The 19,288-nt window shown below is 59.5% G+C and carries 18 protein-coding genes and 1 tRNA gene; 10 read left to right on the forward strand and 9 right to left on the reverse strand.

Annotated features, from left to right (window positions below):
- The first annotated feature begins 24 nt into the window (after positions 1–24).
- Genes ACTRW9_RS08830 through ACTRW9_RS08840 form a run of 3 tightly spaced genes read left to right on the forward strand, consistent with a single transcriptional unit; the run spans position 25 to position 2,320 of the window.
- A complete protein-coding gene (locus ACTRW9_RS08830; RefSeq protein WP_442425876.1) occupies positions 25–588 on the forward strand; it encodes a LeuD/DmdB family oxidoreductase small subunit in 564 nt (187 codons plus the stop codon).
- Between the two features lie 34 nt (positions 589–622).
- The gene (locus ACTRW9_RS08835) at positions 623–1,465 is read left to right on the forward strand and encodes a formylglycine-generating enzyme family protein (protein WP_442429063.1); all 843 of its coding nucleotides are present in this window, start codon (positions 623–625) and stop codon (positions 1,463–1,465) included.
- Between the two features lie 54 nt (positions 1,466–1,519).
- The gene (locus ACTRW9_RS08840; RefSeq protein WP_442425878.1) at positions 1,520–2,320 is read left to right on the forward strand and encodes a hypothetical protein; all 801 of its coding nucleotides are present in this window, start codon (positions 1,520–1,522) and stop codon (positions 2,318–2,320) included.
- Positions 2,321–2,495: 175 nt separating this feature from the next.
- On the opposite strand, the gene ACTRW9_RS08845 is transcribed toward ACTRW9_RS08840, so the two are convergent.
- Positions 2,496–3,194, reverse strand: coding sequence for a hypothetical protein (locus ACTRW9_RS08845; RefSeq protein WP_442425879.1), 699 nt, complete (start codon positions 3,192–3,194; stop codon positions 2,496–2,498).
- Positions 3,195–3,494: 300 nt separating this feature from the next.
- On the opposite strand from ACTRW9_RS08845, the gene ACTRW9_RS08850 reads away from it, so the two are divergent.
- Positions 3,495–3,890 carry a pentapeptide repeat-containing protein gene (locus ACTRW9_RS08850; protein ID WP_442429064.1) on the forward strand — a complete coding sequence of 132 codons (396 nt, stop codon included), beginning with the start codon at positions 3,495–3,497 and terminating at the stop codon, positions 3,888–3,890.
- 93 nt (positions 3,891–3,983) lie between these two features.
- Here the strand turns inward: ACTRW9_RS08850 and ACTRW9_RS08855 are convergent, their stop codons facing one another.
- Both ACTRW9_RS08855 and ACTRW9_RS08860 read right to left on the reverse strand, forming a co-directional pair.
- Positions 3,984–4,541, reverse strand: coding sequence for a formylglycine-generating enzyme family protein (locus ACTRW9_RS08855; RefSeq protein ID WP_442429065.1), 558 nt, complete (start codon positions 4,539–4,541; stop codon positions 3,984–3,986).
- A gap of 236 nt (positions 4,542–4,777) precedes the next feature.
- Positions 4,778–4,853: transfer RNA gene (locus ACTRW9_RS08860), tRNA-Phe, on the reverse strand.
- 151 nt (positions 4,854–5,004) lie between these two features.
- On the opposite strand from ACTRW9_RS08860, the gene csrA reads away from it, so the two are divergent.
- Complete coding sequence (gene csrA, locus ACTRW9_RS08865) at positions 5,005–5,241, forward strand: carbon storage regulator CsrA (protein ID WP_442429066.1); 237 nt, start codon at positions 5,005–5,007, stop codon at positions 5,239–5,241.
- A complete protein-coding gene (fliW, locus tag ACTRW9_RS08870; protein ID WP_442425883.1) occupies positions 5,238–5,684 on the forward strand; it encodes a flagellar assembly protein FliW in 447 nt (148 codons plus the stop codon). Before csrA ends, fliW begins: the two co-directional genes overlap by 4 nt.
- A gap of 8 nt (positions 5,685–5,692) precedes the next feature.
- Here fliW and ACTRW9_RS08875 read toward each other — a convergent pair whose 3' ends face one another.
- The 4 genes from ACTRW9_RS08875 to ACTRW9_RS08890 all read right to left on the reverse strand — a co-directional run bounded on the left by ACTRW9_RS08875 (position 5,693) and on the right by ACTRW9_RS08890 (position 11,549).
- A complete protein-coding gene (locus ACTRW9_RS08875; protein WP_442429067.1) occupies positions 5,693–7,045 on the reverse strand; it encodes a hypothetical protein in 1,353 nt (450 codons plus the stop codon).
- Positions 7,046–7,157: 112 nt separating this feature from the next.
- Entirely contained in the window at positions 7,158–9,860 is a 2,703-nt protein-coding gene (locus ACTRW9_RS08880; protein WP_442429068.1) for an AAA family ATPase, read from the reverse strand.
- Between the two features lie 19 nt (positions 9,861–9,879).
- Entirely contained in the window at positions 9,880–11,133 is a 1,254-nt protein-coding gene (locus ACTRW9_RS08885; protein WP_442429069.1) for a metallophosphoesterase family protein, read from the reverse strand.
- Between the two features lie 95 nt (positions 11,134–11,228).
- On the reverse strand, positions 11,229–11,549 hold the full coding sequence (locus ACTRW9_RS08890; protein ID WP_442429070.1) for a J domain-containing protein: 321 nt from the start codon (positions 11,547–11,549) through the stop codon (positions 11,229–11,231).
- A 131-nt stretch (positions 11,550–11,680) separates the two neighbouring features.
- Between ACTRW9_RS08890 and ACTRW9_RS08895 the strand changes: the two genes are divergently transcribed.
- Positions 11,681–12,958, forward strand: a complete 1,278-nt coding sequence (locus tag ACTRW9_RS08895) for an aldo/keto reductase (protein ID WP_442429071.1) — start codon at positions 11,681–11,683, stop codon at positions 12,956–12,958.
- Positions 12,959–12,991: 33 nt separating this feature from the next.
- On the opposite strand, the gene ACTRW9_RS08900 is transcribed toward ACTRW9_RS08895, so the two are convergent.
- On the reverse strand, positions 12,992–16,210 hold the full coding sequence (locus tag ACTRW9_RS08900) for a fused MFS/spermidine synthase (protein ID WP_442429072.1): 3,219 nt from the start codon (positions 16,208–16,210) through the stop codon (positions 12,992–12,994).
- A gap of 129 nt (positions 16,211–16,339) precedes the next feature.
- Here ACTRW9_RS08900 and ACTRW9_RS08905 point away from each other — a divergent pair, with 129 nt between their 5' ends.
- The gene (locus ACTRW9_RS08905) at positions 16,340–17,191 is read left to right on the forward strand and encodes a PCP reductase family protein (protein ID WP_442425890.1); all 852 of its coding nucleotides are present in this window, start codon (positions 16,340–16,342) and stop codon (positions 17,189–17,191) included.
- 84 nt (positions 17,192–17,275) lie between these two features.
- A complete protein-coding gene (locus tag ACTRW9_RS08910) occupies positions 17,276–17,413 on the forward strand; it encodes a hypothetical protein (RefSeq protein WP_187291882.1) in 138 nt (45 codons plus the stop codon).
- Positions 17,414–17,478: 65 nt separating this feature from the next.
- Here the strand turns inward: ACTRW9_RS08910 and ACTRW9_RS08915 are convergent, their stop codons facing one another.
- A complete protein-coding gene (locus ACTRW9_RS08915; protein WP_442429073.1) occupies positions 17,479–18,228 on the reverse strand; it encodes a Nif3-like dinuclear metal center hexameric protein in 750 nt (249 codons plus the stop codon).
- A 67-nt stretch (positions 18,229–18,295) separates the two neighbouring features.
- Here ACTRW9_RS08915 and ACTRW9_RS08920 point away from each other — a divergent pair, with 67 nt between their 5' ends.
- Complete coding sequence (locus tag ACTRW9_RS08920) at positions 18,296–19,255, forward strand: ABC transporter permease (RefSeq protein WP_442425894.1); 960 nt, start codon at positions 18,296–18,298, stop codon at positions 19,253–19,255.
- Positions 19,256–19,288: the final 33 nt, after the last annotated feature.

Consider the following 19,288-nt stretch of genomic DNA (forward strand, 5'->3'; position numbering starts at 1 on the left):
TTCGGCCTTTGGAGTTTCATACACATGAAAAAGAAAATTTCGGGGCGTGCGTACGTCCTCGGCAACAATATCGATACCGACCAGATCATCCCCGCTCAACACCTGGTGTACAGCCTGAGCGATCCGGAAGAACGCAAGAACTACGGCAAGTTCGCCCTCTCCGGCGTGCCGAATGAGGCCGCGGGCCTGCCGCAGGGCAACAAACCGTTCGTGGAAGAGGGCTACGAGTCGCCCTACACCATTGTCATCGGCGGCAAGAACTTCGGTTGCGGCTCGTCGCGCGAACACGCCCCGGCATGCATGGAGATCGCCGGTGTGCAGGCGGTGGTGGCAGAATCCTACGCCCGCATCTTCTACCGCAACTCGGTGGACGGCGGCTTCTTCATTCCGCTGGAAACGAAGGACCCGCTGACTGACAAGATCCAGACCGGGGACGATCTCGAGATCGATCTGGAATCGAACACGCTGACCAACAAGACGCAGAACACGACGTACCCGTTGCAGCCGCTGGGCGATGTCATCGACATCATCGAGGCGGGCAACATTTTTGAATACGCCCGCAAGTCCGGGCTGATTCAAAGCAACTGACCGGTTACCAACCCCATTCATCGGGAACCGCTCCATGAACCCTGAGGTGCAGGAACCGCACTCTCCGGGAGGGTGCTGTGGGTCTGGGCTGCGTGCCTGGGTACCCATCCTCATCGCCCTTCTGCTCGGCGGCGGGCTTTCGGCCTGCGCTTCCAATCCCTCCCACAATCCCAGTCCCGGCATGGTTTTCGTTCCTGCCGACCCCTTTGTCATGGGCAGTTCCGAGGACAACATCCAGTGGGCCGCCAAGACGTTTTTTTCCGAGTCGCTGGAGTACTACCGCGACGAAACTCCCGCCCACAAGGTTCAGGTGAAGGCGTTTGAGATCGACAAACACGAGGTCACCAACGCCGAATACCGAACGTATCTGAAAGCCACCGGACGCCCCGCACCCAAATACATGGACAATGAAAAGTTCAACCAGCCCACCCAGCCCGTGGTCGGGGTGACTTGGCAGGAAGCACACGATTACTGCGAATGGGCCGGCAAGCGGCTGCCGACAGAGGTGGAATGGGAAAAAGCCGCGCGCGGCCCCGACGGCCGTTTCTATCCGTGGGGCAACGATCCCGACCCCACACGCGCCAACGCCCGGGGCATGAAGGACGGGCACCGTTACCCGGCCCCGGTCGGCACCTTTCCAATGGGAGCCAGCCCCTATGGGGCACTCGACATGGCGGGCAATGTGTGGGAGTGGACCTCCGACTGGTACCTGCCCTACCCTGAGAACCTCGTCAAAAACGACCTTTACGGCAACACGTTCCGGGTCATGCGCGGCGGCTCCTGGTTTTCGAATATGGATTTGGCTCGTTCGACGGTTCGCGGTAAACTGACCCCGGATCAGCGGCAGAACTATATCGGGTTTCGGTGTGCGCGGTGAGGCATCCGTAGAGGAAGGGACCCCAAACAGGACTCACAACAAGGAAGGACCACAATGAAACGATTCCATACCTATCCGGCATTGATGGCATTGATCACTCTCTTCGTGCTTGCTGGGTGTTCCTCCGGCAAGTCCCCGCATGGGTACGGCGCCTACGGTTACGGCAAAAAAGGCGCGACGAAGGGCAGTTACCACGGTTACGGAAAGCGCACCGGCCCGCCGGAAGACATTCCCCAGCACATCCTGGAGCACACCAACGCCGATGGCAGCGGCATCAACCTCAACAATTCGCACATCGGCGTGAAAGGCATGCGCATTCTTGCCCAGACGCCCAAAGCCCAGAATGTACGCACGCTGGCCCTCAAATCCAACGACCTCGGTGATGAGGGCGTGAAGATCCTCGCCGATTCCGGGACCTTCAAAAACCTGGAAAAACTTTCGTTGTGGGACAACAAGATCACCCCCACCGGGGCGCAAATGCTGGTGGACTCCGCCAATTTTCAGGGCCTGACGGAACTCAACCTGATGAAAAACCAGTTGAACGACGAAGGGGTGAAGGTGCTGGTGAATTCGGCCATCGTGGATTCATTGACCCTGCTGGACCTCAGCAAGAACAAAATCACGGATGAAGGTGCGATCGCCATTGCCAACTCACCCAAGCTGGTGAACCTGAAGCGGCTGGACCTGTACCGCAACCAGATCAGCCCCAAAGGAGCCGAGGCCCTGCTCAATTCACCCTATCTCAAGAACCTTGAGCACCTGGAGCTGACGGCAAACTCCATCGACGTCGACAGCTCCAACCGGCTGAGGGAATCGCACGCGCTGCCAAACCTGCGCTACCTCGCGATTTATTGACCGGACCCTGCCCGGAGTGAACGTCCCCCATCCAGAAGCAGGGGGAACAACCGCCAAAGACAAAAGCCCTCTTCTTAAGGAAGAGGGCTTTTTTCATCTGCACCGGACGCCGTCCGCACGCCAATGATCCTCACCGAAGCAAGGCCGCAGGCCTCGGCCTGTTAACGCAGTGGAACTAGAAGCGGACGTGCAGGCCGATGGTGAAGACGGGATAGAACGGCACGTCGCTGAGATCGTCCTCCAACTGCCGCGCCTCGCGGTTGAGATCCGCCTGGGAAATGGCGGGTCCACTGAGTTGCCGGAGGTTGACTTCCGAATCGCCGACATAAATCACACCCAGGTCCATCGAAAGCCCCACCGCAACCGGCAGATCGAGAAAATTGTCGTCCGCCGCGTTGCCCCAGCCGATGCCGAGGTAAGGCCCAAAGTCCTGCCCATGCTGGATGTCCGCACGCACGGAGGCATTGTTATATGTATTGTTGCCCACCCGGAGGTTGCCGGAGGCGGTCAGAATGGCATCGTGATCCAGCCAGAACACCCCGCCCGTTACACGGAAATTGCCGTGAAACGGATGGACGTCGATGAACAGCGGAACGTCCTGGAATTCCAGGTCGGCTTCGTAATCGACCCCACCCAGGTCATCGATCGATGTGGAAAAATAGGTGAGGTTGTTGTAGCCGAGACGCAGGTTGACCCAGTTGGTGATGAGCGGAACCGTCAGGTCCGCACCCAGGCCCGTGGTCCCCGCCTTGCCTGTGATCCCGACACCCAGAACCGCCGATTGTCCAGGTGAGGCGAAAGCCAGAAATGCGGCCACCACCGACACCGCCACCCACGATATTCTCCTAACCGAATTCCCCCCTGGTTGTTTCATGCTCCCCTCCTTTTGCGACGGATTGTCTGGTATGAAAGAATGGACCGCCCGGGCCACGCGCCCTTACGCCGATAAAACAAACAAAAAATAAGGGGACTTCCGACAGTTGTCAAACTATTAAGAACGCCGGTTCATGCAATCGGGTCAAAATCAAAGCAAGGCAGTTCGTATGGGTTTCCCGAAAAGACTTGCAAAAGCTCCCCCGTCGTTTAAAACTGAATGATATAAGTCCCACAGTCCAAACACGGTAAAACAGGATTTCACCGGACAGCAACTCAGGATTTGAGGACGTTTCCCTCCATGGCCAAGGCACAATTCTTATCGGACCGACAGCGGGCTGAAAAAGGCAAACGCAATCTGATTCGCGCCGACCTTTCCTGGCAGAGTCTTGGCGGAGCCAACCTGACAGGGGGGAATTTGCGCGGCGCCAACCTTTCACATGCCAACCTGTCCGCCGCCAATTTGAGTGAATGCAACCTGGCCGCGGCCAACCTGACTGGAGCCAATCTTCAAAACGTGAAACTCGACCGCGCCGTACTCACCGGGGCCGATTTCACCAAAACCGACCTCTCCGGAACGTACCTGAGGAATGTGGACCTGAGCCGCGTCCGCAACCTGACCCGGGCGCAACTCAATACCGCCATCGTGGACAACGCCACCACAAAACTCCCCACCTACCTGAGTAAAGGGAGTTGAACCCAAACGGAAACGGAATCAAGACCCGGGTCGCAATCCGGACCTCATCCCACACTGAAGTGTATTGCAAAAAGAAATTGCTGGAGCAAGTAACTAAGGGGTGAGGGCACAGCGGAAGCCGACGTAGTGGTACTGGTAATGCGGCAGGCTTAAGATACGGTAAGCGGTCTGCAAGGTTTCTTTGCCGTTGCGCCAGGAACCACCGCGCTGAACCTTGCCGCCGTTTTCGTGATCGCTCGCCGTCCACTCCCACACATTGCCCGCCATGTCGTAAAGACCGAATGCGTTCGGCGGTTTCTGCCCGACGGGGTGCGTCTGCTTGTCCGCGTTTTCCTTGAACCAGGCGTGATCGACCGCGGGCGCGTCGCCCCAGTAATAGGGAGTGGCCGTGCCCGCCTTCGCCGCCTTTTCCCATTCCCATTCCGTCGGCAGGCGGCGTCCGGTTTTCAGGCAGTAATCCCGCGCCTCGAACCAGTCCACTTTCTCCACCGGACGGTCGGGATCTTTAAAGAAAGACGGATTGCGCCCGATCACGCGTTCGTACTCCCTCTGCGTCACTTCGTGGGTGTCGATGTAAAACGCCTTGAGTTCCACCGCGCGGGCTTTGTCCGGGGGGCCGGCGGTGAAAGGTCCGGCAGGAATCAACGTCATGCCGTCGACAGCTTGCTCAATTTCCTGCGCGGGGACGGCATCCGCGGCCAACGCTTTCGTGGGAGTGAAAAGGAGGAAGGAAAAAGAAAAAAGAAAAAACCAGCGTCCCGCTCCACTTCGAAACGCGGCAGCAATCTTTGTGCGGGTCCAGCCAATCATGTTCAAAAGCTTATCACGATTGCAATGGGGTGCAAAAAAGAGGATTGCGATGCTGGAGAAAGCGTGCAAGGAAAGGATGGTGCCGAGGGACGGAATCGAACCGCCGACACGAGGATTTTCAGTCCTCTGCTCTACCGACTGAGCTACCTCGGCCCACTGTTGCCGCTGGATCAAGAATCAGGGAAATTAGCACAATCCCCCTACCCTGTCAATTGAATCGCCCGTCCATCTTTTCCCGGACCGCCCCGGGTTCATCTGTTATAATCGCGCAAGCGGGTCCCGGTCACCAACAAGAGGAGTCGGCATGCTGGTTTTGACGCGAAAAGTCGGGGAAAGCATTCGAATCAACGACGACATCAAGGTGACGGTGATCGAAATCAAGGGCAAAACCATCCGGCTGGGCATCGAGGCGGCCCCCGACACCAAGATTTACCGCGAAGAGGTGTTCGCCCGCATCAAGGAAGAAAACCAGTCCGCCGCGTCTCCGGAATTCGACCCCGCCGCCCTCCATCAGATTCTGCAGGACAACATCAAGTTATGAAATACGCCTCCACCCGCCTGGGCGAGTTTGAAGTCCCGCCCGCCTCCGTCCTCACCTTCACGCAGGGGCTGTCCGGCTTCGAGCTGGAGACGGAGTACGCGGTGCTCCCTTTCGACGCCAGGACCGAAAGCCCTCTCCACTGGTTGCACTCGCTGACCAACCCGGGCCTCGCGTTCGTGGTGACCAATCCCTTCCTCTTCGTTCCCGATTATAAAGTGGACCTCACCGCCGCGGACAAGGCGGAGCTGGGCATCGGCGTCAACGACACGCTGGCGGTTCTGGTGATCGTCCGCGTTCCAGAGGATTACCGGCAAATGACGGCCAACCTGATTGCGCCGGTGGTCATCAATGAAGCGCGGCGCCTGTGCAAGCAGGTGGTCCTCACCCATCCGGATTACGACACCCGGCATTACCTGCTGCCGGAATCCGTCCGCAAAAACTGAAAAAGACGTCAACGCACAGGGGCGGGGGAATCCTTACCGAATTTCAAAAGGTGGGCTTCAAACTCCGGGTAGGGACTGCGCATATCGACGTAAATATAATACGCCCGCGAATTGGAGTTCAACGCGAAGTTGAGGCGGGACACCTGCGTGCCGTCCACAAACATGACGTCCGTGGCGGTTCCCGCCGGACGGAAATCCGGATGGGCGCGCACGAAATCGATGAAGTACTCAAAACCCTGAACGCACAAGGCAGATGCGAGGTCCACCAGGTCGCACACCGCGCGAAGGCCGGTGGCATTGTTTTTGGTGAGCCCCTCCAGTTTCTCGGCACGGGTCACGGCTTTTTCGATCTCTCTTTTCTCCGGCTTGGCGGCAAACACCTTTACGATTTCTTCCGGCGCCATGTCGTAACGGAACGCCACATTGTAATCGCTCTGGATGCGGGTATTGTACCGGGTCACCCGCACCCGGCCCCAGGTTTTTGATTGCAGCACCTCGGTTTGTGCGGCTTTATGAAAGTTTTCCGCACCCTGGATGCATTCCTGCGGAGAAAGGGATACATCGCAGTAAAATGTGGGCAGTTGCAGTTTCTTGAACGTGTCGCCGAACCGTTCCTGAATGGTTTCGTACGCTTTCTTCTGAATCTCCCACTCGTTCCAGGTCGTGTCTGCGCGCAGCTGCTGTGTCATCCTCTCCACATCCGCATCGTAGCGGAGCGGCAGGATTTCCGGGTTCTCCTTCGCCGTTTCGGAATCGGTGATTGTCACCTCCGCCCACATCTTGCGGCGAAGCGCCGGATCGGGTTCCACTTTGGCCAGCGTTTCGTATCCCCGCAAACACTGATCGTTGGTGATGGTGAGCGAGCAGTACAACTCGCGGATGAAGAGCTTGCCGTGAATGGTGGTTTTGACGGCGGCGATCTTTTCCAGAAACGCCTGCTGGTCCGCAGGTGACAACCGTTCGCGAAGAATACGTGCCAGATCCGTCACCTCCGCATCCCACGGAATCAGTACGGTGTGGAATCCACCGGTACGCAGAAACCGCGTGCTGATGGCCACGCGATTGAGGTCTGCGTCAGGCACTTCCTTCAACGCGGCGGTGAGGGTGAGAACTCCCTTCAGGCATTCGTGAATGCGCCGGGTTTCCCCTTCCCGGTCGCCGAACTTTTCCATGAAGGGAAAACATTCCAGGCGGGCGATGCCATGGTTTTTTTCAAGAAACCGTTTCTGGAGGACCAACCGGTTGAAGGCGCTTTCTTCGGCCTGGGCCGGAAATGCGGCCGTGAGGAAAAAAATACCCAGCAGGGCCGCCGCCAGAAGGCTTGGGGTCTGCGTTGCGCGTGGGATTCGGATTGCCTTCATGCCGACGCCTCCATTACAGGAAAAGGGGAAGATACCCCCCGATTGTACCACCCCCGGCCTTGGCAAAACCACTGCAAGGGAACCCGGTTCAGAAACGGGAAATGAAACACGTTCAGGCGGAAGGCAGAGGCACCTCATAAGCGCCGTGACGCAGGCACAACTCCCGCGAGGCGCTGTGGCAGGACAGCACGATCACCTGCCGGTCTTTCGCAAACTCCGCCAGCACTTCCACGAAGCGGTCCCGGCGGGCGTCGTCGAAGTTCACCCACACATCGTCCATCAGCACCGGCAGCGGCTCGGATTCCTTTTCGTATTCCTGGATGAGCGCGAGGCGCAGCGCCAGGTACAACTGCTCGCGCGTGCCGCGGCTCAGGTGTTCCACCGGTTTGAAGTCGCCGGAAGCGGTCCTTACGTCCACCACGTCCGATTCCATTTGATACCGCACCGCCTCATACGCCCCCCCGGTGATGCGGCCGAACCAGTCCGACGCGGCGCGGTAAACAGCGGGCTGATGCGTTTCCTGATATGTTTTGAGGGACCGGTCGAGCATGGAAAGCGCGAGCGTCGCCACCGCCCAGTCGCGGCCGGCCCGCTCCAGTCTCTGCTTCAGCATCCCCACCTGCGACTGCGCCTCGAACAAGGCATCGTTGCTGGCCAGACGCTCCTGCTCCTTTTTACAACCGCCGAGTTTCTGATCGACCTCCTGAATCTGTTTTACCAGCTCATCCACCTGTTCCTCGGATGCAACGCGTTCGGAGTCCAACCGGGTCGGGTCGGCATCCCGCAACTCCTTCACAACCGCGTCGAACGTCTCGCCCACGCCCATGCGCGACTGGACATCCTGCCGCGCGCGATCGGCTTTCTGCTTCAGTCCACAGGCCCGTTTCCAGGAGGACACCAGTTCTTCAAACCCGGCCTCGTCCTTCGCTCCCGCTTCGAGGATGAGCCTGTCCAGATTGCGTCGCGGTGTCTCCTTTGCCGCTTTCAAACGGTCAAGCCTCTCTACGTGCTCCTCAAGAGAGGCATTGATCTGCCTGCGTTCCTCCTGCCGCGCACGCTGGGCTTCATAACGGTCCGCCACCCATTCCATGTTCACCAGCAGGTTGTCTTTCAATTTCGTTCCGGGCAAGGCCGATGCCGCACGTTCCACCAAAGACCGTGCCTTTTGCAAATCGGCTTCCATGGATTCGATCCGCGCATCCAGCTCGTCCCTCTCGCGAAGCAAATCCTGCGTGCGCTCGATTCGCCGCATCACGTCTTCCAGCTGGTTCGCATCCAGCCCGGTGTGAAAACTGCGTTCCGCAAGCCATCCCTGCCAGTCCTCGATGGAACGCGCCCGCCCGGCCTGCGCCTGCTCCACATCGTCACGATAATGCCGTTCCAGGGGATCTTCGGCCTGCACGGAGTGCGACTGCCTGCGAACCCATACAGCTGCCGCCGCCGCAAGCACGGTACCCAGCACGGCAATCCCGACACCCCACAAAAACCCCGCGAACCACGCGGCCACACCCCCCGCAATGCTCAATCCCGCAAACAGAAACAGGAACACGCTCACCCCCGCAGGCACGGAAGGGCGGGCGCTTTCGCGTGCCCGGTGCTCGCGGTGCGAGTCCAGAAGAGTCTGAGCTTTCGATATTGTTTCCGCGGCGGATTCCAGGTCAGAGCGGTGCTTGCGGGCGCGGGCCTGCAATTCGTCGATCTTCTGGAACGATTTCAGCCGCACTTCGTCCCAGCCCTCGCCGATGCGATTGAGGTTCTGTTCAATCACTCCATTTTTTTCACTGCGTTGGCGGCGGAGGCCGTCGATGTCCTTCAGAATATTGCTCACCGACTGGTGTGACTGGGTGAGCTGTTTCACCTCCGCCTCCAGTTGCAACAGCGCGTCGTTGAGCTCGATAGCATCCCGCGCTTTTTGCAGACGTTCGACTTTCTGCTGAGTTTCATCGTGCTGCTTTTTGACCGACGCCCATTCCCTCCGCAGTGCGTGAAACTGCTCCACCACCGGTTCGCTGAGATCCGGCACACCGTGCATCGCTTCAAGAGCGTTTTCAGAGTCCACCCAGTCCACGAACCGGGGATACACCTCGCTCAACGCCTTCAATCTCTGCACCCGGTGCTGGGCTTCGGCCAGCGGTTCCCTGAGCTCTGCGCGTTTCTGCGTGAGCGACTCGATTTCCGCGTGCAGGGCATCGTACTGCACGAGGTCTTTCTGCATTTCCTGAATTTCCTTTTCGCGCTTTTTGATTTCGGCGGTGAGGGCATTGATGGTTTGTGTTTTTCCCCGTTGCCTGAACAATCTGTCGCGATGTTCGGCCAGAGCCCCCTTCACCCCGGCGAGCGACACCGCCCCCAGGCCCAGCCCCGCACCGACGATGCGTTGTTTCACCTCCTCGTCCTTCACAAAATCCAGTTGCTGCAATTCCTCGATGGTGAAGGCATACGTGTTCTTAAACAATCCGGAGGGAATGTACCCCAGAAACGGGTTGAGGTTCTGCTGATCTCCCACTGTGCGCGATGGCGTGGTGATACTGACTTGCGTTTTCTGTTTGCTTTGAACGCTGCGCAGAATCGTCACCGCCTCCCTGTCTGCCGATTCGCACTCCAGCGATCCCTCCTGCTTTCCGCCGTCCTCCGGAGCATATTGATCCGCATACATCGCGTCTTCGCCGAACAGCGCCCAGCGGACGAACTGGAGGAGGGTCGTCTTGCCCGCTTCATTTTCTCCATAAAGGAGGTTGAGGCCGGGACGCAGTCCGGTGACGGACGTGTCTTTGAACGCCCCGAATCGTTTGATGTGCAATGCGCGCAGTTGCATGGTTTATTCCCGGTCTCCGTCAATCCTCATCCGCTACCAGGTGGTCCAGCGTCAGGTCACGGGCCTGTGCAACCCACTCCCTGAGCGTGTCCGCATCCGGCGGCGGCAGGCGTCCACCGCGCTCGGCGAACACCGGCTCCAAATCCCTGAGTAAATCTTCCAGGTCGTCCTTCGCCAGTACCGCGTCGTAACGGGCAATGACATCGGCGATGAAGTCCCTGCCCTGCCTCAGGGCATCGAGGTCGTAATGACCCGTGGTGCGCGATTCCAATTCCACCCATACCCGTTGCGTGCCCCCTTCAAATTCCGTCAACACGTGTTCCCGAAGGGCCGCGAGGTCTTCCGTATTCTGCAACAAGGCGTGCACCCGGGTGCGGCCGGTGAGGGTCCACTCGGCAACCAGATCGCGTCCGCCGATGGCAGTCAACCGATTGCGGCAGGCATCGGCGATGCGGGCGGCCACCGCATCCGCCGTGTCGTATCCGGTCACATCGAGCTGCTCCCTTATAAAGCGCACGGTGTCCACTGCATGAAACACGATGTCGGGCGCTTTGCCTTTCTCAAGCGCTACCAGAAAGCATCCCTTTTCGCCGCCTTCCCTGAAATGCCGTGCCTGCGGGTTGCCGCTGTACACCACCGCCGGGTGTGCGTCACGCAACACTTGCCAGGCATGGATGTGGCCCAGCGCCCAGTAATCGACCGCCACTCCGCACAGGTCCTCAATCTTGCACGGCGCGTAGTTGTCGTGATTGCTGTTGCCGCCGACGTTGGCATGCAGTACGGCGACGGTCGGCACGGTTGTGTCGATGCCCGTAAACAACGGCACCAGGGTGTCGCGGACTTCTTTTTTCGGGTAGCTGGTGCCGGAAATTTCAGCGACAATCCGCCCATCGCGTTCGACGGGAATCGACACGGCTTCATTGCCGGGGAACACGTGCACCCCTTCCGGCCATTGCAAGGTGTGCGACCAGGAGCTCAAAGGATCGTGATTGCCGTGCGCGATGAACGCGGGAATGCCCGCCGCGCTCAGGCGGTCGAGTTCCTTCCTGAAACGGAACTGCGCCTGCAGACTCTTGTCCTCGCCGTCGAACACGTCCCCCGCAATGACGACGGCATCCACTTTTTCATTCAACGCGAGGGTGACGATGTTGGCGAAGGCTTCGGAGGTCGCGACGCGCAGGCGGTCACGCATGGCGTCATCGACGCCGTCCAGCTTCTTGAACGGGCTGTCGATGTGGAGATCCGAGCAATGGATGAAACGGAAGGCAGACACGGCACCGCCTGGTTGAGTTGAGCATTGTGGAAAGTGCGGCCACTGGATGAGCCGGATTTATTATAGACCTCAACGGTTGGAGGACCCAACCGGAATCAGAACAGTTCGTCCTGCAGGCCGCGGTAGGCCTCGTTGATGCGTTGCGTCATGCGGGACGCTTCCTGCTGGGCGTCGTCGTCCTCGGAGATCAGGTCCTTGTGGTACTTCGCCAGAAGTTGTTTCCACGCACGCCTGCAGGTGGCGAGATCGGACCCCTCCGGCACGCCAAGCATCGCGTACCATTCCCGGACCAGTGCCTGCTTTGCTTCGGGAGTGAGGTCCCCGGTTGCCGGTGGCGCCTCCTCCGGCGGCTCGTTTTTTTTCATCCAGTCGAACAGCTTGTCGAACATGGGCTCATTCTGTCTGTGGGGACGCATACCCCATATTTATTAATGTAAAGATTTTTCGCAGCGGGGAGGAAACGCCGCCACGGCATTGACTCCCGGCCCGTTCTTTTTTAGCATGAAACCGGCCTCATGCTGAACCCCCAAATCTCTGGAACCGGACCATGCCTGACACCGCCATCACCCCGACCGACACGATGGACCCCCCGGCCCTGCCGCCGATGGAGTACCGCCGTTTCGGCAGGACCAACGAATCGATTTCCGTTCTCACGCTGGGCGGCATGCGTTTCGAACAGGGATGGGACGCGCCCCGGGACTACCTGCCGAAAGCGGCGCTCGACAACTGCATCGACACCACCCGCCGCGCCCTAACCTGCGGCATCAACCACATTGAAACCGCCCACGGCTACGTCAAAAGCGAACACCTGTATGGCGCAGCACTGAAGGAACTCGGTACCCCGCGCTCGGCATACAAAATGATGACCAAGGGCGCGTCGATGACCGCTGACGACACCCGGCGGCTGGTGGACGAACAGCTGCGGGCGTTGCAACTCGATTTTGTCGATTTCTACGGCTGGCACGGCATCAACAACCAGGAACGGCTCGATGCGGCGGTGAAACCCGGCGGCCCGGTGGAAACCCTGCACCGCCTGCGTGAGGAAGGACTCGTCCGGCACATCGGCTTTTCCACCCATGCGCCACTGGAGATCATCCTCGCCGCCATGCGCACCGGCCTGTTCGATTTCGTCAACCTGCACTACTACTATTTTTTCCAGCGGCACCGGGAAGCCATCCAACTGGCGGGCGAGATGGATCTCGGCATCCTCATCATCTCCCCCAACGACAAGGGCGGGCAGTTGTGGAACCCGCCGCCCAAACTGCAATCGCTGTGCGCGCCGCTCACCCCGGTGCAGTTCAACGGACGCTTCTGCCTGAGCCATCCGGAGATCACCACACTGACCATGGGATTCCACGCACCGGAGCACTTTCCGCAGAACCTGGCGATTTTGAACGGCGGCGATTACTTGACGCCGGAAGACACGCCAGTGAAAGAGAAAATGGACGGACAGACGGCGCGCATCCCCGATTACTGCACGGTGTGCAACGAATGCCTGCCGTGCCCGGAGAACATCAACATTCCCGAGGTCCTGCGTTTCCGCAACATGCTGAAGGGGTACGGCATGCGTTCGTTCGGCAAGTACCGTTACAACATGTTGCAGAGCAAGGGACACTGGTTCCCCGGCGAATTCGCCAACCGGTGCACCGAGTGCGGCGACTGCCTGCCACGCTGCCCCGAGGAACTGAACATCCCCAAACTGCTGTTTGAAACCCACGCGCGGCTGTACAGTCCGTGGCGCATCTGGAAAGGCCGCATCACCAACTGGCTGGAAGTCGCCTGGCTGGGCGTGCGCAACCGCCTTCGCGGCCTCTCCTCCCGCTGAAAGCACTTACCTTGTAATTCAGCCGCTCAACGTTCACGCAGCGGGGACGGCTTCTCCCGATTTCTTTTTGCACCGGTCCAGCCACTTCTGTGCGCTCTGGTAGGTGTCGTCCACGGCGAGGATTTTTTCGAGGAAGGGTGCGGCCTTGTCGCAGTTCAGAATCTTGATATACATCTCCGCCATCAGGTACATGTACTGCAAATCATCCGGGTCCACGTTCCCGTACTGGAAACCGGTGGCGATGACCTCCCGCGGCTGACCCAACCCCCGGTAGCTGAACATCTGACTGCGCAGGGCCTCCCGGTCGAGTGCGTTCTTTGCCAGCACGCGGGACGAAAATTCGAGTGACTTCAGATGCTCGCCGCGCACGTTGTAAAACTTGGCGGCGGCGTTGAGGAGCAGGAGATCATCGGGGGTCTCCTCCAGTTTTTGCAGGAGGTCGATCAATCCGACCTGCTGCATGACGTTCCGCATCTCACCCGGATTGTTCCGCACCGCATCCTTGAGCGCGGTTTCCGCCTGCTCCAGTTGTCCCAGTTCCATCAGGTCGTACCCCGTGTACAGCAACGCGAAAGGGTTTTTCGGCTGGCGTTTTCTCACCATCGTCAGAAACTCGAGGCTCTTTTCATATTGCCCAATTTGATAAAACGAATGACCGAGGTTGAGCAGGGCTTCGAGGTTTCCAGGATCGGCCTCCACCTGCTCCAGCAGCTCCTGGATCTGCGGCTCCCCCGCCTGCAGGTGGTAGCGCAGGAGGCCGTCGTCATTCGACAGGCGCAGGGCTTCCAACAGCATTTCCCGGTTGGCGTACATGACACCGCGCTGGTAGAGATCCATCACCCGGAACTGACGGCGGAACTCGGCTTCATCGTCCGCAGACGCGTTTTGCACCCGTTCCCAAAAGCGGCCCGCTTCCACACGGTTGAACACGATCCGCTCCAGCCCCGGCGTGCCGACGACGTTGCCGTAGTCGAGATAGAATTCGATACGCGGACGGTTGTCGGTGATGAGCGGCTGGCCTTCGCCGAGGGCGTGCATTTGATCTTCCAGAAACCAGATGTTGGCGAGGAAGGAGTGCACGTCCGGAATGTGGATGGCGTCCATCGCCTCCTTGATGCGCGGCTCGGCAAAGCGTGTTTTGAGTTTGGCCAGGTCGATGTCGATGGGCTGGTCGGAGCCGATCAGAAGAATTTCATTGGCCACCGACATCCACGCCTGCGCATGCGGAAACACGGAGAGGAACGTCTTGAAGTGCATGTCCACTTCGCGCGCGCTCTGGCTGTGGAGCGGCACCCACTGCGCCACGATGCCGCCGGGCCGGAGCACCCGCAACGCCTGCTCGTAAAAATCCTGCGTGTACAGGTTCACCGTGAACGCCGTGCGCGGCGGCGGCGGCTCGCCGGTGATGACGTCGTATTTCTTGTCGGTGGTGAGCAGGAAGTTGCGTCCGTCCTGGATGACGATGTTCACCTTGTCGTTGTTCACCACGTCGTGGTTCTCTTTGGCAAACGCCGGAGCGGCATTGATGACACTGGGCGACAACTCGATGCTGTCCACCGACTTGACTCTGGGATGAATGCCCGCCGCGCCCGTGGTCTGCCCGGTGCCGAAACAGATGACCAGCACGTTGTCCGGAGTGTCGGACAAAAGAATGGGCACGTGCGCAAACAGTTTCATGTAACGCGTGGCGATCACGTTCGACGCGGACATGGAGATTCCGTTGGTGATGAGGCGCTTGGCATCGGGGTCGAGAATGCCGTAGTTGTCCTCGAACACAGCGACGGTATCGGTGAGGCCCTCTTCAAAATACAACAGGCTTTTTATGTCGCGCTGGCCGACGCTGTCGCGCATGAAAAAGGGGTTGAGCAGGTTGCCGGGCATAACGAGAGTGAAGGCGAGGATCACTGCCACAATCGCAGGCGTCCCCACCTTGCGTACTTTGAGCGGTGCGTTTCCCGTACGGAACAACAGTGCCACCACGAGCAGGTTCAACGTCACCACCGCCACCAGGCTCTCTTCCGTGCCGATGAGCGGCAACAGCACAAACCCCGCAACCAGCGAGCCAAAAATCGCGCCCACGGTATTGGCGGCGTAGATGCGTCCGGTACCCCCGCCCACGTGGGCGTGGTCGCCGGAGGCAAGCTTGATGAGGATGGGCAGGCTCATGCCGAGGAGCGTCGTCGGCACCAGCATGAGCGCCGACGAGTCTTTCAGGTACCGCCAGAAGGTCGCCATCGGCCGGTCGAGGTTGTAGCTGTTCCACGGCGCGGACAACAACGCCTCCATGTTGAACAGGGTGAACGTCACGTAACCCGCGATGCCCGCCTGCAGGACCATCAAAACGTTCCTGAGGTCGCGGCACCTGGCGATCACGGGGACGGCCAGCAGACTGCCCAGGCAGATGCCGAGCAGGAACACGGCGAGCATAATGCTGAACGAGTACACCGTGCTGGCGATGCTGAACACCAGCAGCCGCGTCCATAACACTTCATAGGCGAGCGCCGTCAGGCCGCTCAGGAAAGCGACGATCATCCACAGTTTCTGCGACGCATCCGCTTCGAAGCGCGGCCACGTCGGTTTCGGAAGACGCGGCAGGATCTTCACGCCGGGGTTGTCTTCCTGGTGGATGCGGATGCAGCCGATGCCGATGATGAGGTTCGCCGCCGCCGCAAGCAATGCCGTCTGCAGAACGCCGAACAGCGAGATGAATATGAAGCCGGTGAGCAGGCACCCCACCGACGCCCCCAGCGTGTTCAGCGCATACAGGTACCCCACCTGCGTGCCGAGGCGGGCGTCATCGGTGACGTAATATTTGCTGATGATGGGCAGCGTCGCGCCCATGAACGTCGTCGGCACGAACATCAACAGAAACGCCAGCACCGCCTTGATGGCCGCGAACAGGGCGGGCGAATCCGGAACGAACTGGTGGAACCACGCATAGAACACGTGGAACTTGTAGAAAATGAGGCTGAGGAGCGCCGCCGAGGCGAAGATCAGGATCTCGATGAAAGCATAGACGACCAGCGGCGGATGCTTTTTCTCCTCCACGGCGCGGTCGATGACGTGGCCCCATACGTAACTGCCGAAGCCCAGCCCGGCCATGAACGCCGCCAGCACCACCGAAACGGAGTACACCGTGTGGCCGAACACGAGCGTCAGCATCCGTGTCCAGATGATTTCGTAAACCAGGGCGGTGATCCCCGAAACGAAGAAAAAGCCGTAAACCATTGGGGAACGGTGAATTGAACTCATGCGCGCGGGGCCTTCCTGGTTGTTGACATTGAAATGGGGGTGAAGTAGTGTAAAATCAGTCCGTTTCCGATGTGACCTTAAATCAAAAATGCGCTTTATTTCAAGCCCGCATTTTGGGAAAATACCGCTATGCAAGAAGATTACACAGCCCACGAAAAAGAAATCGAGGCCTCCGACCGCATCGACCACCCGTACGCCGACGAAAACGGCGTGGAGTGGACGGTCGAAGCCTGGGAGCGGGTCAAGCACGCACCGGAGTTCGTGCGTCCCGGCATCCGCAAGCTGATGGTCCAGCGGGCCGTCAAGAGAAACTACAAATATATCACGTCCGACTTCCTCACCGAAATCCGCAACGAATCGATGATGCTGGTCTCCAAGCGCGTCCGGCAGTTCGGTTTTGAGGAACTGTCGATGGGCGCGTTCGACGTCGCCAAGCAGAAGATGGCCGAGAGTCCGCGCAAGGTGGAAGTGATCGAGGAGATCCAGGACTTCCTCGCGCTCCGCACCGAAAAGAAAGAGGACATCGTCGACAAGTTCAAAAACTACATGGAGTCGGCGCCGACCAGCGGCATGCCGTGGACGCAGGACGCCATGGAGAAGATGGAAAAGGTGCCTCCCTTCGTGCTGGGCATGGCGAAGCAGACCATCGAGGCCCGCGCCCGCCAGCGCGGCGACAAGATGGTGACACCGGACATCATCGACGAAGTGTTCACCAACGTCATGCCCGCCTCCGCCAAGGAAGCGATGGGCATGGAAGTGACCGAAGAAGACAAACAGCGCGACGTCGACTACGCCAACCAGCAGGACGACGAGCCGGATTTCGGCATGCAGTGGGAGGACGCGGCGAAAGCCAAGGTCATGCGCATCCCCATCCCGTTCATCCGCGAAATGGCGATCCAGCGCATCGAGCAGGAAGTTTCCAAGGAAGGCGCCGAGTGCGTCACCATGGACCTGTTCGAGAAGTACCGCTTCTCGTTTTAATCACGGGCCAGGCGGCAGACCCCGGAGGGACCGGAAACAGGGCGGCATCGCCCACTCCCTCCCGCACTTTGAAAGGAGCGCGTCATGACGTTCGCAAACGTGGATGGATTGCTGGTTCTGGGAATGATGGTGTTCGGCTTCAGCCTGTGGTTGTTCTCGAAAGGCGCACCCACGCCGCAACGCATCCGGCGCGACGATGATCGCCGCTCCCGCAGGCGCTGACCGCACAATACCGAATTATACAAAACCGGAATCCTCGATTGGGGATTCCGGTTTTTTTGTTTGAATCACAAACCCGTCGGGTAGTCGAGGAAGGTGGTTTCAAGGCCGAACTGGTCTTCGAGGTGTTTGCCCACGGCCTTCACGCCGCCGGTCTCGGTGGCGTAGTGACCGGCGAACATCAGGATGCACCCGTTCTCCATCGCATCGTGAAACTGGTAGGCGTCGCCCTCGCCGGTGATGAAGCAGTCGAGCCCTTCGCGGATGGCCTCGCCCAAAAGCTTCCCCGCGCCGCCGGTGACGAGTCCCACCGAACGGATCACGCCGTCGCCGATGACGCGCACGTTCGTGCTGAGCGCTTCGGACAACATCCCGCCCAGTTCGTGCCCCGTCTTCGGCGCGATGGTGCCGCGCAGACCGATGTGCTGCCCGTCGTGCAGGGCGAACTCCTGCAAATTGCCGAGGCCGATGACATCCGCCAATTGACGGTTGTTGCCCAGTACGGGATGGACATCCAGAGGAATATGCGCCGAGTAGAGGCCGATGTTGGCTTCCATCATGCGCGCGAGTTTTTTGTAATGCGCGCCGCGCACCGGTTGCAGCCCGCCCCAGAACAAGCCGTGGTGCACGAACATCATGTGGCAGTCCTGTTCGATGGCCATGTCGATGGTGGCCTGGCAGGCATCGACGGCCAGCCCCACTTTTTTGATGTCGCCGGTGCTTTCGACCTGCAATCCGTTGACCGCGCGGGAGGCATCCTTGATATTATGGATGTCGAGCAGTTGGTCGAGGTAGTGGCTGATCTGTATAATGTCCATGCCCGAAGTATAACAAAAAGCCCCGCAGGGGCAACCGGCCCCGACGCCGTACCTTTTGGACCGTCCGATGACCGCATTCATCATCCGCAATATCGGCCAGCGCATCATCCTGCTGGTGTTCATCTCCATCATCGCCCACACCATCGTGCACCTGGCGCCCGGTGAGCCGAGCCTGGTCGATCCTGCGAACCCGCGCATGAAGGCGGAGGACATCCAGCGTATCCGCGACGCGTTCCACCTCGACGACCCCATGCACGTGCAGTACTTCTACTGGATGCGCGACCTGTTCACCGGGGATCTGAAATCGTTCAAGGACAACCAGCCGGTGCTGGCGAAAATCTGGGACCGTTTCCTGAATTCCCTGCCGCTGTTCCTCGTGGCCACGCTCATCACGTGGAGCATCGCGTTTCCCATGGGGATCAAGGCCGCGATCCACCGCAACTCGGCGTTCGACCGTTCCACCACGTTTCTCTCGTACGCATTGATTTCGATCCCCGGCTTCTTCCTCGCGTACATCCTCATCATCTTCGTGGTGCAGAACCTCAACGTGTCGGTGATCGGCAGGCAGACGTTCGGCTTCGAGGACGCGGGCCTGCTGTTCCAGTCGATGGACTACGTCTGGCACCTCACCCTGCCCTCTTTGATGACGGCCATCACCGGGCTCGCGGTGCTGTCGCGTTACGTGCGGTCGCAGATGCTGGAAGTGATCAACCAGGACTACATCCGCACCGCCCGCGCCAAGGGCCTGGACGAAGACACGGTCATTTACCGCCACGGACTGCGCAACGCCCTGTTGCCGTTCATCACCATGTTCGGCCTGATGATCCCCGGTCTGATCGGGGGGTCGGTGATCTTCGAGACCATCTTCGCCTGGCCGGGCATGGGACGGCTGGGTTACGAAGCGATCCTGGCCCGGGATTTCCCGGTGATCCTGACGCTCAACTTCATCGCCGCGGTGCTGACGCTCATTGGCACGCTGGTGTCGGACATCCTGTATGCGGTGGCCGACCCGCGCATCAAATTCTGAGGACGTTATGAACGAAGCCGCATCGCCGACAGC

Source organism: Nitrospina sp. 32_T5 (assembly GCF_052156635.1).
Lineage (GTDB): Bacteria > Nitrospinota > Nitrospinia > Nitrospinales > Nitrospinaceae > Nitrospina.

Bases quoted from the DNA above. Each gene is read 5' to 3' on its own strand.
- ACTRW9_RS08830 (WP_442425876.1), top strand. From the start codon at position 25: ATGAAAAAGAAAATTTCGGGGCGTGCGTACGTCCTCGGCAACAATATC.
- ACTRW9_RS08835 (WP_442429063.1), top strand. From the start codon at position 623: ATGAACCCTGAGGTGCAGGAACCGCACTCTCCGGGAGGGTGCTGTGGG.
- ACTRW9_RS08840 (WP_442425878.1), top strand. From the start codon at position 1,520: ATGAAACGATTCCATACCTATCCGGCATTGATGGCATTGATCACTCTC.
- ACTRW9_RS08845 (WP_442425879.1), bottom strand. From the start codon at position 3,194: ATGAAACAACCAGGGGGGAATTCGGTTAGGAGAATATCGTGGGTGGCG.
- ACTRW9_RS08850 (WP_442429064.1), top strand. From the start codon at position 3,495: ATGGCCAAGGCACAATTCTTATCGGACCGACAGCGGGCTGAAAAAGGC.
- ACTRW9_RS08855 (WP_442429065.1), bottom strand. From the start codon at position 4,541: ATGACGTTGATTCCTGCCGGACCTTTCACCGCCGGCCCCCCGGACAAA.
- csrA (WP_442429066.1), top strand. From the start codon at position 5,005: ATGCTGGTTTTGACGCGAAAAGTCGGGGAAAGCATTCGAATCAACGAC.
- fliW (WP_442425883.1), top strand. From the start codon at position 5,238: ATGAAATACGCCTCCACCCGCCTGGGCGAGTTTGAAGTCCCGCCCGCC.
- ACTRW9_RS08875 (WP_442429067.1), bottom strand. From the start codon at position 7,045: ATGAAGGCAATCCGAATCCCACGCGCAACGCAGACCCCAAGCCTTCTG.
- ACTRW9_RS08880 (WP_442429068.1), bottom strand. From the start codon at position 9,860: ATGCAACTGCGCGCATTGCACATCAAACGATTCGGGGCGTTCAAAGAC.
- ACTRW9_RS08890 (WP_442429070.1), bottom strand. From the start codon at position 11,549: ATGCGTCCCCACAGACAGAATGAGCCCATGTTCGACAAGCTGTTCGAC.
- ACTRW9_RS08895 (WP_442429071.1), top strand. From the start codon at position 11,681: ATGCCTGACACCGCCATCACCCCGACCGACACGATGGACCCCCCGGCC.
- ACTRW9_RS08900 (WP_442429072.1), bottom strand. From the start codon at position 16,210: ATGAGTTCAATTCACCGTTCCCCAATGGTTTACGGCTTTTTCTTCGTT.
- ACTRW9_RS08905 (WP_442425890.1), top strand. From the start codon at position 16,340: ATGCAAGAAGATTACACAGCCCACGAAAAAGAAATCGAGGCCTCCGAC.
- ACTRW9_RS08910 (WP_187291882.1), top strand. From the start codon at position 17,276: ATGACGTTCGCAAACGTGGATGGATTGCTGGTTCTGGGAATGATGGTG.
- ACTRW9_RS08915 (WP_442429073.1), bottom strand. From the start codon at position 18,228: ATGGACATTATACAGATCAGCCACTACCTCGACCAACTGCTCGACATC.
- ACTRW9_RS08920 (WP_442425894.1), top strand. From the start codon at position 18,296: ATGACCGCATTCATCATCCGCAATATCGGCCAGCGCATCATCCTGCTG.